Source organism: Flavivirga abyssicola (assembly GCF_030540775.2).
Classification (GTDB): Bacteria; Bacteroidota; Bacteroidia; order Flavobacteriales; family Flavobacteriaceae; genus Flavivirga; species Flavivirga abyssicola.
In genome coordinates this window covers 199,155-213,355 of the sequence record NZ_CP141266.1, presented here as the reverse complement: position 1 = coordinate 213,355, position 14,201 = coordinate 199,155, and the positions used below count along the sequence as shown (strand labels likewise).

The 14,201-nt window shown below is 32.7% G+C and carries 14 protein-coding genes; 5 read left to right on the top strand and 9 right to left on the bottom strand.

The window, feature by feature from the left end; translation table 11 throughout:
* The first annotated feature begins 14 nt into the window (after window positions 1-14).
* From Q4Q34_RS00865 to Q4Q34_RS00855, 3 genes are all read left to right on the top strand, one after another.
* Window positions 15-734 carry an RDD family protein gene (locus tag Q4Q34_RS00865; protein WP_303317429.1) on the top strand — a complete coding sequence of 240 codons (720 nt, stop codon included), beginning with the start codon at window positions 15-17 and terminating at the stop codon, window positions 732-734.
* A 792-nt stretch (window positions 735-1,526) separates the two neighbouring features.
* Window positions 1,527-2,132 (top strand): trimeric intracellular cation channel family protein, encoded by a 606-nt coding sequence (locus Q4Q34_RS00860; protein WP_303317430.1) that lies wholly within the window; start codon window positions 1,527-1,529, stop codon window positions 2,130-2,132.
* Window positions 2,133-2,547: 415 nt separating this feature from the next.
* Window positions 2,548-6,318 carry an Ig-like domain-containing protein gene (locus Q4Q34_RS00855; protein WP_303317431.1) on the top strand — a complete coding sequence of 1,257 codons (3,771 nt, stop codon included), beginning with the start codon at window positions 2,548-2,550 and terminating at the stop codon, window positions 6,316-6,318.
* 113 nt (window positions 6,319-6,431) lie between these two features.
* On the opposite strand, the gene Q4Q34_RS00850 is transcribed toward Q4Q34_RS00855, so the two are convergent.
* Window positions 6,432-7,136 (bottom strand): peptidylprolyl isomerase, encoded by a 705-nt coding sequence (locus Q4Q34_RS00850; RefSeq protein ID WP_303317432.1) that lies wholly within the window; start codon window positions 7,134-7,136, stop codon window positions 6,432-6,434.
* A 4-nt stretch (window positions 7,137-7,140) separates the two neighbouring features.
* On the opposite strand from Q4Q34_RS00850, the gene Q4Q34_RS00845 reads away from it, so the two are divergent.
* On the top strand, window positions 7,141-7,776 hold the full coding sequence (locus Q4Q34_RS00845; RefSeq protein ID WP_303317433.1) for an NUDIX hydrolase: 636 nt from the start codon (window positions 7,141-7,143) through the stop codon (window positions 7,774-7,776).
* 52 nt (window positions 7,777-7,828) lie between these two features.
* On the top strand, window positions 7,829-8,626 hold the full coding sequence (locus tag Q4Q34_RS00840) for a lysophospholipid acyltransferase family protein (RefSeq protein WP_303317434.1): 798 nt from the start codon (window positions 7,829-7,831) through the stop codon (window positions 8,624-8,626).
* Window positions 8,627-8,719: 93 nt separating this feature from the next.
* Here Q4Q34_RS00840 and Q4Q34_RS00835 read toward each other — a convergent pair whose 3' ends face one another.
* From Q4Q34_RS00835 to Q4Q34_RS00805, 8 genes are all read right to left on the bottom strand, one after another.
* Window positions 8,720-10,795: a hypothetical protein gene (locus Q4Q34_RS00835; protein WP_303317435.1), complete on the bottom strand. Its 2,076-nt coding sequence runs from the start codon at window positions 10,793-10,795 to the stop codon at window positions 8,720-8,722.
* Window positions 10,796-10,840: 45 nt separating this feature from the next.
* Complete coding sequence (locus Q4Q34_RS00830) at window positions 10,841-11,056, bottom strand: hypothetical protein (RefSeq protein WP_303317436.1); 216 nt, start codon at window positions 11,054-11,056, stop codon at window positions 10,841-10,843.
* Window position 11,057: 1 nt separating this feature from the next.
* The gene (locus Q4Q34_RS00825) at window positions 11,058-11,840 is read right to left on the bottom strand and encodes an MBL fold metallo-hydrolase (RefSeq protein WP_303317437.1); all 783 of its coding nucleotides are present in this window, start codon (window positions 11,838-11,840) and stop codon (window positions 11,058-11,060) included.
* On the bottom strand, window positions 11,837-12,256 hold the full coding sequence (locus Q4Q34_RS00820) for an acyl-CoA thioesterase (RefSeq protein ID WP_303317438.1): 420 nt from the start codon (window positions 12,254-12,256) through the stop codon (window positions 11,837-11,839). The genes Q4Q34_RS00825 and Q4Q34_RS00820 overlap by 4 nt, the downstream gene beginning before the upstream one ends.
* Window positions 12,246-12,881, bottom strand: a complete 636-nt coding sequence (gene ribA / locus Q4Q34_RS00815; protein WP_303317439.1) for a GTP cyclohydrolase II — start codon at window positions 12,879-12,881, stop codon at window positions 12,246-12,248. Before ribA ends, Q4Q34_RS00820 begins: the two co-directional genes overlap by 11 nt.
* A 218-nt stretch (window positions 12,882-13,099) precedes the next feature.
* Window positions 13,100-13,489: a NifB/NifX family molybdenum-iron cluster-binding protein gene (locus tag Q4Q34_RS00810; protein ID WP_303317440.1), complete on the bottom strand. Its 390-nt coding sequence runs from the start codon at window positions 13,487-13,489 to the stop codon at window positions 13,100-13,102.
* Window positions 13,486-13,665: a DUF5320 family protein gene (locus Q4Q34_RS19605; RefSeq protein WP_408611501.1), complete on the bottom strand. Its 180-nt coding sequence runs from the start codon at window positions 13,663-13,665 to the stop codon at window positions 13,486-13,488. The genes Q4Q34_RS00810 and Q4Q34_RS19605 overlap by 4 nt, the downstream gene beginning before the upstream one ends.
* Window positions 13,666-13,668: 3 nt before the next feature.
* Window positions 13,669-14,076 (bottom strand): DUF134 domain-containing protein, encoded by a 408-nt coding sequence (locus Q4Q34_RS00805; protein WP_303317441.1) that lies wholly within the window; start codon window positions 14,074-14,076, stop codon window positions 13,669-13,671.
* Window positions 14,077-14,201 lie beyond the last annotated feature (125 nt).

Sequence of the window (14,201 nt, the reverse complement as noted above, 5' to 3'; positions counted from 1 at the left end):
AATTAAAATATAAAATGTCAGAGTTACAAATTAACACGACCCAAAATGTAAAAATAACGTTTAATGCTGCAGGTGGTGGAGAAAGATTACTAGCATTCGTACTTGATATGGTTATTAAAATTGGGTACTTACTAATTTTAAATAAAGTATTTGGAGTCTTTGAGGGCATGGATGAATGGTCTCAAATAGGTATTAATACGATTTTGAGTTTTCCTGTGATGTTTTATACTTTGGCTTTAGAGTCTTTTTTTCAAGGACAAACCATAGGCAAACGAGTTCTTAAAATTAGAGTTGTTAAAATTGATGGCTACCAAGCATCATTGTCTGATTATGTAGTACGTTGGTTTTTTAGAATTGTAGATGTTTATATTTTCGGATTGGGCTTTTTCGTGATGTTGTCTAATAAAAAGACGCAAAGGTTAGGAGATATGGCTGCTGGAACTGCAGTAATAGCATTAAAAGACAGTGTGAATATTAGCCATACTATTTTAGAAAATTTAAAACAGGATTATAAGCCAACGTACCCTAATGTTATTAGGTTGTCTGATAATGATGCACGTATTATAAAAGATACATTCATTACGGCAAAAGCAGCAAACGATTACCAAACGTTAATAAAGCTAAGAGCGAAAATAGTCGAAGTAGTAGGAATAAAGGATGTGAAACAAAAAACAAATACCCAATTTATTGATGTTATTTTAAAAGATTATAATTTTTACACTCAAGACATGTAAGCAGAGAACCAATTTTTCTTTTTTAGAAAAATTGAGTGAATCGCTTACCCAGAGCGTAGTCGAAGGGTCTCAAGCAAAGAATGGGTTTATGTTGTGAACCAATTTTTCTTTTTTAGAAAAATTGAGTGAATCGCTTACCCAGAGCGTAGTCGAAGGGTCTCAAGCAAAGAATGGGTTTATGTTGTGAACCAATTTTTCTTTTTTAGAAAAATTGAGTGAATCGCTTACCCAGAGCGTAGTCGAAGGGTCTCAAGCAAAGAATGGGTTTATGTTGTGAACCAATTTTTCTTTTTTAGAAAAATTGAGTGAATCGCTTACCCAGAGCGCAGTCGAAGGGTCTCAAGTAAAGAATGGGTTTATGCTGTGAACCAATTTTTCTTTTTAGAAAAATTGAGTGAATCGTTTACCCAGAGCGCAGTCGAAGGGTCTCAGGTAAAGAATGGGTTTATGCTGTGAACCAATTTTTCTTTTTTAGAAAAATTGAGTGAATCGCTTACCCAGAGCGCAGTCGAAGGGTCTCGATCAAAGAATGGGTTTATGTTGCGAACCAATTTTTCTTTTTTAGAAAAATTGAGTGAATCGCTTACCCAGAGCGCAGTCAAAGGGTCTCAAGTAAAGAATGGGTTTATGTTTTGAGCCAATTTTTCTTTTGGGCGTTACCTAAAGGTCGGGCTTTATGCTATATCTTTTTTTCGTGCCTTAAAAAAGGATGCCGCTTCAATCCCTAACGCTATGTATAATTATTAATAATCAAGGAGAACGACCAACAACTTTTAAAACCGAATTAAAAATATGTTTTATACTATAGATATTTTAGGAACCATTGCTTTTGCCATTTCTGGCGTATTGGTAGCAATCAATAAAAAAATGGATTTATTCGGAATTCTAATTATTGGATTTGTTACAGCTGTTGGAGGCGGTACACTTCGAGATTTACTTATAGGTAATACACCTGTGAGTTGGATGAAAGACATTACGTTTACCTATGTTATTATTGTATCTGCAGTTTTTGCGATACTTTTTAGAAGTAAAATCAACTATTTAAGAACGTCTCTTTTTTTGTTTGATACCATTGGTATAGGCCTGTATACTTTAGTTGGGATAGAAAAAGGATTGAATTCTGGGTTACACCCAGTTATTTGTATTGCTTTAGGGACAATAACTGCTAGTTTTGGAGGTGTTATTCGTGATATATTATGTAATGAGATTCCTATTATTTTTAGAAAAGAAATTTATGCTACCGCTTGTATACTTGGTGGAGCCACCTATTTTTTATTAAGCGAATTTCCTCTTAAAAACAATGTTGTATTTATCATTGCTGGAATTGTGGTAATCGTAACAAGGTTATTAGCTGTTAAATTTAAAATAGCCTTACCTAGCTTTTATTCAAAAGAATAACTAATCTTGGTTTAAGATTAAGGTATTTAGTTCTACTCAAAAAAACATTTGTTGTAGCCTTAATTCAGATAAAGAAATCATATGCATTTGTTCTGATCTCTCAATTTTAAGATTTTCTCATAATTTTAGTGTTTAGCCCAAGTACCTAAGGGTAGACTATACCTGAGTTTTTGACAGTTTTAGCTTTTTAATGATAATTAACTTTTATTAATTTATTCATTCAATAGTTTTTAGTGATTCTCATAAGACAATCAAACTAAGAAGTGTTTAGCAATTTGTGGTTAGAATAAAAACATTTGTAATAGGGTTTTTTTTACTTCAAACTTAATTTAGCCTTTATGAGTCTATGTGCTATGTTCAATAGTATTAATGATTTACAAACGGAAGTACAACTATAACACTTAACTAAACTATTATGAAAAAAATTAATCTAATGACACACCAGTTGTTATTACTAATCAGTACTATGGCTATTTCGCTATTAGGGTATAGTCAAACTGTGGAGGTAAGCGGTAATACACCACTTCGTAAATGGGATAAAATTGTTGTTTCACTTACATTACCATCTAACATAAGTGAGTCTGATACAAGTTTTAGAAATAACAGGATGGATGTCGTTTTTACAGATCCTAACGGAAAAACGATTAGGGTCCCTGGTTTTTTTGCTGCTGATGGCGATGCTGCAAATACCAATGCTAAAACTGGTAATAAATTTAAAGCTTACTTGAGACCATACGAAACAGGAGATTGGAACTATCAAGTGCTTTATTATACTGGTACAGACGTTGCTTTGCAAGAAGTAAGTAGCTTACCATCTCCAATCCACGATTTGAGTGGGGCTGTTGGTACAGTGACTTCTACAAACGCTGTGCTTCCTGATTTAAGAGCAAAAGGGAGATTGTTATATCAAAATACAGGGACCGATAATGAACGTCGTTATTTAAAATGGACTGAAACAGGTGAGTATCTTTTGAAATTTGGTCCAGACTCACCAGAAAATATGCTGGACTATAATGATTTTGACCATGATGTTAATAAAAATGGTTGTGGTTTATGTACAGAGCATAAATTTAATCCACATGCCGATGATTGGCAAGCAGGAGATCCTACTTGGAACGGTGGAAAAGGAAAAAATCTTATAGGTGCTGTTAATTATTTAAGAGCGTTGGAAATGAACTCTATGTCTATGTCGCTTTTTGGAGGAGATGATAAAAATGTGTTTCCTTGGACTAGTTTATCAAATAAATATCAGTTTGATGTGTCAAAGTTAGAGCAATGGGAAATTGTTTTTGATCATGCTGAGAGCAATGGATTGATGCTTCATTTTAAATTAGCAGAGGCTGAAAATTGGGATGCCTTGTCTCTTGATCAGATCAAGGTATATTATAGAGAGATGGTCGCTAGGTTTAGCCATCATTTAGCTATTGAGTGGAATATTTCTGAAGAGTTTGGTGGTAAAGATGGTACAGATCCTGCTAATTCTATTCCTAGAATTGATTGGTTAGCAAGTATAGACCCTTGGCAAAATCATAGAGTGCTTCATACATACCCAGGAGCACATGAAACGCATTATAACTATTTGATTGCTAATAATGCTAAAATTACAGGAGCTTCCATTCAAAGTGCTAGAGCGTCAGGTTATGACGATGCTTATGATGGTAAATCAGGAATTAAAACATGGATTGATAATTCTAAAGGAGCAGGTAAACCATGGGTGGTAGCAAGTGATGAGCAAAACCCAGGGTCAACAGGAATGTTCGCAACAGCAGATATAAGTACTAAAGAAGTCATTCCACAAGCTAGAAAAAAGATCCTTTGGAAAGGCTTAATGGCAGGAGGCTCTGGAGTTATGTGGTACGGAGGTTCTCAGGGTGATTTTCAGACGGAGGATTTTGATAGATTCTCAATTTTATTTGACTGGACAAAAATAGCTATTCTACAATTTTTTAAAGGACACGGCTTAGAGTATTGGAAAATGCAAAATAATGATGCGCTTGCGAGTGGTAATTTAAACAGATGTTTAGCTGAAGAAGGAAAAACCTATGTTATTTATTTAGAACAAGGAGGCACTACTGATTTAGATTTAACAGGGCAGACTGGAGATTTTGATATTAAATGGTTTAATCCAAGAACAGGAGGCGATTTATTTGATGGTTCAGTAACCGTTGTAGCAGGTGGATCTAGTATAAATATTGGTAATCCGCCAAATAGCTCAAGTTCAGATTGGGTAGCTTTAATAAGACAAACAGGAAGACCAAATGTTGCTGTTACAGGTCTTAATGTAACTCCTGAGACTGTAGAATTAGAGAAAGGAAAAACAGTTACTTTAGGTAGATTAGTATTACCCGCTGAAGCTACAAATAAAACGGTTACATGGTCCTCTAGTGCCCCAGATATTGCTACAGTTAGTGCAAATGGTGTGGTTACTGCAATTGCTGAAGGTTTGGCAACCATAACAGGAACAACTCAAGAGGGTGGTTTTACAGACAGTGCTGTTGTAACAGTTGTTTTGCCTGAGGTCATAGATTTAGGTTGTCCATTTATTGAGAAAGACGGTTTATTAGTTATTGAAGCTGAAAGTGCTTTAAATTATAATGAAGCTTTATTTACTCATGAAACAGCTCAAGTTGGAACTACGACTCATACAGGCACTGGGTATTTAAGATATGGAGGTCCAAATCATTTTGGAGCTCAAGTCGCCATTCATACTATAGCGTATAAGATAAAAATAACAAACCCTGGGGTTTATCGCTTTTTATGGCGAAATGTTAGAGATCCGCAAGCTGCTACAGGTGATGCAGGTAATGATGCATGGTTAAATATAACTGGTAATAATGTGCGTTATTTTGGAAAAAAGAATAACGTTGAGTATACGTTAAACAAACATACTAAGCATTGGATTCAGCGATCAAACTTTGTATATGAAACTTATGGTGAAACCAACTCTGGAGGTACTCATGTTAATGGTATGAGTACTTGGGCTGATTTTCCTGTAGCAGGTGAATATATTATTGAATATGGAGGGCGCTCAAAAGGACATTGTGTAGATAGAATAGTACTTTTTAAAGCAGATCAGGAAGCAGCAGCTAAAAATGTTAATACTCCAGAATCTCTGCAAGAAGGTACTTGCGAACCCGAACCTATTTGTCAAAATGTGATTTTAAATGCTGTTGATTTTCCAATAACGCCGAAAATTGATGGTTTTGAAGTGGGATATGTTGATAACGCCAGAAATGCGATGGCTATTAATGCAGCACAACATAAAGATAAGTTTGCTGCGGTAAAACAAACCTTTACAGGAATTGATGGAACCTATAATATAGCATTGACAACTTTGGCTGAATTAGATGGAGAATCCACTTATGTTCTTAAAGTCGGTGGTGTTGAAATTGGTACCTATCAGAATCCAGAAACCGATGTTGATTATACACCAACTACAAAAACGTGGGAAGGTGTAAGTGTTAAGTCAGGCGATGAAATTCAAGTAGAATTTAATTCACACACTAATGGAAAAATACCAGAAGGAGGTGGTACAGCTTATTCAAGAGGAAGATGGACACAATTGGTTTTTCTTTGTCCAGGAAGCCCAAATCCTAGTGATCCAGAAACGGTAGCGTTTTTAAATTTCCCTGATGCCTTTAGCAAGGATACGACTACTTTTTCTGTTGAAGCTATTTATTCTGCCAATGAAACCAGAGAAATTAATTTTGCTCTAAAAACTCCAGATAATAAACATATTAATCAAGGTGTGTTAACTGTTCCTGCGGGAACCGATCAAACTGTAGTTGTAAGTGTTAGTGTGCCTGCGCCGTTAGCTCCAGCTCCAAAGTATAAGTTTGTTGTTGCACTGCGTCCTGTTGGTGGAGATTTTTCTTCAAACATTAATAGAGAAATTGACTTTGCAGATATTGTAGATGCCCTATCTGTAAATGAAGAAACTTTAAATAAAGGAATTAGCGTTTATCCTAACCCATTAGGAAACAAAAAAATCACAATAAAGCTACATGGAGGTATAGCAAACAAGGTTGCTTATAGTATATTTGATTTGAACGGTAGATTAATTTTATCGGGAAAATCAGAAAAAAAGATATTTGAAGTATCTTCTCAAGCTTTAAAAGCCAGAGGAGTTTATATTTTGAAAGTGAACGATGGAAGTGCCCAGTTTATTCAAAAAATAGTAAAATAGTATAAAAGTAAATTAAAATAAGGCTATTTTGGAAGGGAAAAAGAGAACTGTTTTTAGGTTCGATTTTTAACATTCCAAAATAGCCTTTTCTATTAAAACATAAGGCGATAATTCTAATCTATTATTTCGACGCTTCTTATATAAACATTTTTGTCAGGCCAGTCACCATCATCTGTTTCAACCGCAGCAATTTTATCTACAACATGCATTCCCTTTATAACTTTACCAAAAATAGTATAGTCGCCATCTAAAAAATGAGCACCACCTTTTTGCTGCACTATAAAAAACTCAAAAGGAGAAGCTAACTTATAAGGATTATTAATTTCGCTGCTAGGCATCGATACAACACCTCTATCATGCTTAAAGCCGCGTTTGGTATCTGGGGGTAATAAATACCTTCCAATATACGAACGTTTTTTAGCAGTTTTTTTATCATCGCTATTACCTGCCTGTACGATGTAATTATTAATAACCCTGTAAAATTGTGTACCGTTAAAATATTTTTGTTTCGTTAAAAAAATAAAGTTAGAACGATGAAATTTTGTTTCATTAAATAATAAAATATCAATAGTCCCAAAATCTGTAGTAATACGTACTTTATTTTCTTTATGCTGTTTATCATATTCTAGAAAAAAGGCCATAGCACTTTTAGAATCCAACTTAGGGAACTCTCTTTCAGGTTCTATAATAGTATCTTTTTTAATGTCTTTTTTCTCCTTTTTTGTAACCGTAGTTTTAGGGATCACTTTCTTTTTAGTTTGTTTATCTTCACAATTCAGAAATAAAAAAAATAGACATAAAAGAAAAACAAGTCTCATAGATATGAATTTTGATGAATTTTTAAAATTGACTTCAAAAGTAAAGAATATACAGCTTCCAGCCGAATCGTCTCACTTTAAAATGGTTCCACCTTTCCGAAGAGCGCTTATGGAAAAGCAAAAAGAAGCCATAAAAAAGGCTAAAAGAGCAGGGGTATTGGCACTGTTTTATCCAGATAAAAATGACCAGACAAAACTGGTGCTTATTCTAAGAAAAACATATAAAGGTGTACATTCTGCACAAGTTGCATTTCCTGGTGGTAAGTTAGAAAGGCAAGATGTGTCGTTAGAAGCAGCAGCGTTAAGAGAAGCTTTTGAAGAAGTGGGAGTGCCTGTAGAAACCGTGGAAGTTATCCGAGAATTATCTCAAGTTTATATTCCGCCAAGCAATTTTTATGTGCAACCTTTTTTAGGTATTACTAAAACAACACCAAGCTTTATTAAGCAAGATGATGAAGTTGAGACCATTATAGAAATAGATTTGCAACATTTTTTAGATGATAGTGTGTTGATAAATAAGCAAGTGTCAACTTCTTATAGTGTTGAGGTGCCTGCATTTAAATTAAACGGACATGTAGTCTGGGGGGCTACAGCCATGATGCTAAGTGAAATTAAAGACTTGTTAAAAGAACACACGTAATTTAATAGTTTTGTTACTTTTGCATCTACCAACCAATTTTGACGCGTGATTTATGGGATTGTTTAAAAGAAATCCATTCGGACATATACTAATTGTAAAAAAATGGCTCATAAGAATTCTGGGTGCAATGACTCATAGGCGCTTTAGAGGGTTTAATGAATTACAAATAGAAGGTTCTGATATTATAAAAACATTACCTGATACGAATGTATTATTTATTTCGAATCATCAAACATACTTTGCAGATGTGGTATCCATGTTTCACGTCTTTAATGCTAGTTTAAGTGGCCGAGAAGACTCTATTAAAAATGTTGGATACTTGTGGAATCCTAAGTTGAATATTTATTATGTCGCTGCCAAAGAAACCATGAAAGCAGGACTGCTGCCAAAAATATTAGCTTATGTAGGCTCTATTAGTATTGAACGTACTTGGAGATCAGAAGGACAAGATGTGAACAGACAGGTTAAGATGAGTGATATTTCAAACATTGGTAAAGCATTAGATGATGGTTGGGTTATAACCTTTCCACAGGGGACAACAACCCCATTTAAACCTATTAGAAAAGGAACAGCCCATATTATTAAACGATATAAACCTATTGTAATACCTATAGTTATTGATGGGTTTAGACGTTCTTTCGATAAAAAAGGATTGCGTATTAAAAAGAAAAACATTTTACAATCTTTTGAAATTAAAGCGCCTTTGGAAATAGATTACGATAATGAATCTACAGACGAGATTGTTAAAAAAATTGAATATGCTATCGAACAGCATCCTTCTTTCTTAAAAGTGATTCCTCAAAAAGAATTAGAAGCCCTCGAAGAGCTTAATAAAAAGCGTGAGTGGTAACCCTTCTGAAGAAACATACCATAGAAATTTATGCAGAAATAATTGAAAAAATGCAAGGTATTTCCAGTGTGCATAGATATTGAATCTCATTATTTAATTCAACAATTCAGAATTACTGAGGATCAATTCTATTTTTTTCATAATTACAGTGATCTGATTCATTTGTGTTTCTATATTTCTAAAATAGATGCTAATATCTCTGTTTACCCAACTTTCGGAAATAACCCTTGCGCCCAAACTAATTCTTAACACAGCACTTTGAAAATCATTACCATATTTTACATTAACTGCTTGTCCTATATGACATTTTTGAGCAGCAAGTCTAATGATTTCTAAAGAAGATCCTTCGAATTGATCAGATATATCTGAATTCAATAATGTATAGAGTTTCTTTACATCATTAAGAGGTAATACATTATTGTTTTTGAGGATAAAAAAAGGGAAAATGGTTCGAATATTTCTAAGTCCGAATTCTTCACTGTTATAAGTATTAATTTTTGTTTCATTTCCAAAAAGTGGTTCTAAAAAAGTGGAATCTTTAATAGAGTCTTCAACAAAATTGCAAAACATCTCAATTCCTAAATTTCTATATAAAACAGGTGTTTTGTAATACCTGTCCATTTCAGTTATAGCAGCATTCCAGCGCATGTATGAGCCATAATTATATCCATCGGATAAATCTTTAGAACAGAACCACGATGTTGGCCAATCTGAATGATTGTAATAATTGGTTAAACCTTTTGGTAAAGTGTTTTTTACAGAATTAATTGATTTACTAACATTTTCAGGCACAATTAATGCGCCTGAATAGGGAGGGCCTGTAAAGTATTTACTTCCGGTTATAGTAACCATATATTCTTTATTCAAATAATTTTGTATGTCTTTTGGATCTAATCTAAGTTGTGATCCGTCTACAATAATTTGTATTGATAAATTGTTAAGTGTATCCAATTTTTGCATCATTTCTTCACTAGGTGATTGATATCCTAATTTTGATTGATCCATGGCATGCAATACAATATGTCTCCCTAATTCATTAGTTTCTGAAATGGCATTAAAAACCTCTGTATCTAATTGAAACGATGATTTTAATTCGCCATTTTCATCCCTTAGAGGAATTTTGATCAAGTCAACATCTCTAAACCCTTCAATTTTATCCCCTTTTTTAATCGGATAATTCAAAGCAGTAGTATTTTCAAAATGTTGCCCTTTTAATGCTGCAGGAATACCACTACCAGTTTCATCAGAAGCTACCAAAATATGTGTAATTTCTTTATCGGAAATAATTTGATTAATAGCTGCTATTTGAAGAGCTGAATCCGTACCCGATGGAGAAAAAATTATTTGACATCCATCATTTATGTTAAAGATTTTTCTAAGATTGTTTTTTAACGATTCTGAAAATTCGATAGTTGTGTTTTTAAAACCTTTTTTTAAGCTGTTCTGAATTAATATCGATCTAATTTTGTCTGTTTTATCAAAAGCAAAATTTGATACACTAGTCGCTGTTGATGAGGCAAAAGTAAATGCTTCTGGTCTTGGAAATGGTCGGCAACCATATTTATTCAACAATTCAAATTCGTCGATATTCAGTCTAAGATCACCACCAGCCATTAATAAATATTCTGTTGGTTTTGCCAGGTTTTCAAGAATTGGTTTCCAGGATTCTTTAAATATGTTGTTTGAATTGTTTAATCCATGAAAAGATTGTAGTTCTTTATATTTTAATAAAGATTCTGTGTTTAAATCTTCATTTTTTTTAATCAGATCAATTAAAAAATAATCAAGATTTTTTAATTTTTCTTTATCTTTTTTGGGTAATAAATCATAAAATATTTGAGTAACTTTAAGAGCAGCCAGATCGCATAAAAGAGTATTGGATTTTTCTTTACCTAAAGCTTTATGCCAAAGTTGCCATTCAATACCATATCTTAAATAGATTAATGCTAAAACAGGTTTTTCTAAAAATAGTGAACCAATTTTAATTGCTTTTTCAGGAACAATTTTAAATACATCGGGCTCAGTGTCAGAAGTGGTAATATTTATGCTGTTTATCTTAGGTGCAGTATTAAATCTTTTTAAAACTCTAACCAGATAATTCAGGTTTTCTTTTTCAAATAAACGGGTTCTATTGTATTGATTTTCAATAAGTATATTGCTTGTTTTCATAAATATTTTAATTATAATTAATCAGAGCTTCCTCTTTTATAAAAGCTAAATAAACTTTGTTCTTCTTTTAACATTAGATTTTATACAAACATGCAAACCTACCAATTCTGTTTCATTAAAAACATGATTTATTTCATGACTTGTATATCTTTTTCCGCCATGTTCTTTAAAGTTTTTATTGTTAATAGGTATGCTTTTAAGATCATCAAAAAGTGTGTGAATTATTCTAATGGAGTTTGTGATTATTTGATTAGATAGCATTTTAGAAATTTAAAATCATTCCTGTTTTTAATTGTTCGATATTAAAATGTTCATAAAAAGCAACAAGAGCAGGGAATTCGGTACAATGCGATGGATAAATTTTCGCTATGTCGTATTTTTTCAGAAAATTTACAGTATCCTTAGTTTGGCGGTTTTTGTGCTTTAAATGAAAACCACCAATTACAGTTTTTATTTTGTTGATACCTGTTACTTTGCGGGCATATTCAATAATGTTACAAACGCCCGAGTGAGAGCATCCAGTAATTACTATGAGCTCGTTATTCTGAATAACAGCAATTGCCGAATCATCAATTACAAAATCAGGCTTGCCTAATTCATCTAAAAAAAGAGTTGTTTTTGACTCATAATCATTTAGCCTGGGTATTTGTCCCAGAAAAACAATATTGTCTGAAATATAATAAGGTTCTTTTTTGAGAATCAACTTAAACTTTTGCTCAAAATCGTTTTTGCTTAGTTTTAGTCCAATATTTGAATTATCATTCTTTCTGAACCGTTTAATAAAAACACCTGGATGGGTAATTAAAGTTTTATTATCAATATATTGTAGCCCATTTCCATGATCCCAATGGCCATGGCTAAGAATAACCGTGTTAATTTCTTTTTGGATATCAATACCAAGTATTTTGGCGTTTTTAATAAAGATATCTGAGTGTCCTGTGTCGAACAAAATCTTATCATCTTTATATTCAATTATATAAGATAGTCCATGTTCTGCAAAAAAACCGGATCCTGCGCAATTTTCAGTAAGTACAATTAATTTCATACACAAACACTTTTAAAATGAGGTTTAAGTGCATTCTCAACAAAATAAGGTATGTTAATTGGCAAACGTGACTGACTATCTACAAAAACAACAGTTGATTTTGCTTTGCTTAAAAGCGTGTTTTGTTCATTTTTTATTTCAAATTCGAAATTAAAGCGAACCTTTGGTAATTCCTTAATAGTTGTTTGTATTGTAATAAGTTCATCGTAATGAGCAGGCTTTTTATAAATAATTTCAAACGAAATTACTGGTAACATGATATGGTTCTTTTCAAGTTTACTATCGTTTATCCCTAATTTGCGTAATAACTCAGTACGAGACTGGTGGCAATATGTAACGTAATTGGCATGATACACATATCCCATTTGGTCTACTTCTCCATATCGGGGTCTTAATTCAAATATGTCAGTTATCATAATATTGAATTTTCATTTTTTCTTCATTTAACTGGTGACCCATACGATTTCTTTTTGTGTCTAAGTACTCTATGTTAAATGGGTTTGATTGTACTATTAGAGGAATACGTTCATCAACTTGAATTCCGTTTTGTTCCAATCCAAGAATTTTCTCAGGGTTATTAGTCAGTAATTTCACTTTCTTTACACCAAGAGAAATAAGAATTTCGGCTCCTATTTGATATTCCCTCTCATCTGGGGCAAACCCTAAGTGTAAGTTAGCTTCTATTGTGTCCATGCCATGTTCTTGCAGTTTATAAGCCTTCATTTTATTCATAAGACCAATTCCCCTGCCTTCTTGTTGCAAATACACGATTATTCCATTTCCGTTGTTCTCAATTATTTTCATAGCTTGAATTAATTGTTCTCCGCAATCGCATTTTAATGAGCCAAATAAATCTCCAGTTGCACAAGCAGAGTGAATTCGTGTTAGAATGGTATCATTTGATGTCAAGTTTCCTTTAATCAGTGCCATATGTTCAAGTCCATTTAATTTCTCTTGAAATGGAATAAGCTCAAAGTGACCATATTGGGTTGGAAGTTTAACCCTTTCTCCTTGCAAAATATTTGTGCCTCTGTCATTCATTATCTAAGTTTTATTTACTCGTATTTAACTCAAAACTGTACTAAGTATTTAATTTTATTAGAAGGAGTAAACGTTGTTTTGTAAGTATATTTTAGTTTACAAGCATTATAGACTAATAGAATTTTTGTTAATGTTGCCTCTGATTTCATGAATGAATTCAAATAAAATAACTTAAAAATGTAGTTAAAAGAAACACTCATATTTTCTGTGAGTTTAGGCTAATGATCACATACATGGTTATGTCCATCTCCATGATGTTGAGCATGCTTTAAACAACTTATATCACTATCAGAAATTTCTCCTTCAATAAATTGTAAGATCACCTCTGCAGAACTACCTGAACAACCTCGTATTATTTCAATACCAGCATTATTTAATTTATTAATTGCGTTATTGCCAATGCCATCAGAAAGCATCAATGTTACACCTTCATTTTCTAAAAGACTGATAAAATTTGATTTACATACACAACCTTGCTCTGACTTTAATAATTGTACATCTAAAACTTCGTTAGTATTAGAAAAAGTATAAATTTCATAAAACTCACAATGCCCAAAATGTTCTTCTATCTGATTATTTCTTGTTATTGGTACAGCTATTTTTTTCATCTTTTGAAATTAAATCGTGTTATCTTGTCGTAATTTAATTTTTTTCGTCTCCTTTTTCCAAAAGGTCTGTGTTCAGGGTATTCAATGTTATCCGATTTTGTCTTTCTACATTTCCCCAATTTCATTCCGGTTTTTGGGCCTAAATTTTCAGGACCCTTATGATCTAAATTTGGCATAACTTATTCATTTAAATTTACTAATTCACCTATGTTATAAGCAGGGCAATCACCACATTTTGTGTGATTTTCAATACCTGCAATTAGTTTAAAACATCTTTTGCACTTATACCAATCTTTTTCAAACTCGAAATTGCCACCTTTGATTAAAATTGATTTACCTTCCACAAACGCCTGCGCTATTTTTTTTAAAGCACTATTGTAAACCCTAGTAAGTGTAGGTCGTGAAACCTCCATCCGATCTGCTGCTACATCTTGCTGAAGATCATCATAAATAACTAATTTAATCGTTTCATATTCGTCATATTGTATGATAATATGCTCTGTGTCACAAAATGCAATTCCAAATGGTTTAAAGCCGTGCATTTTCGGTGGATTATTAACTTTTCTTTTCTTTTTTGGACGTGGCATTTATTAGTTTTTTAAGTGTTTTTTTATCTCAGTAAATATAATGAACCTACGTTCATAATGCAAATTTTTTTGATTCATATGTATAATTTTTTTTAAACCTAGATTCATAATGTAATGGTTAACTT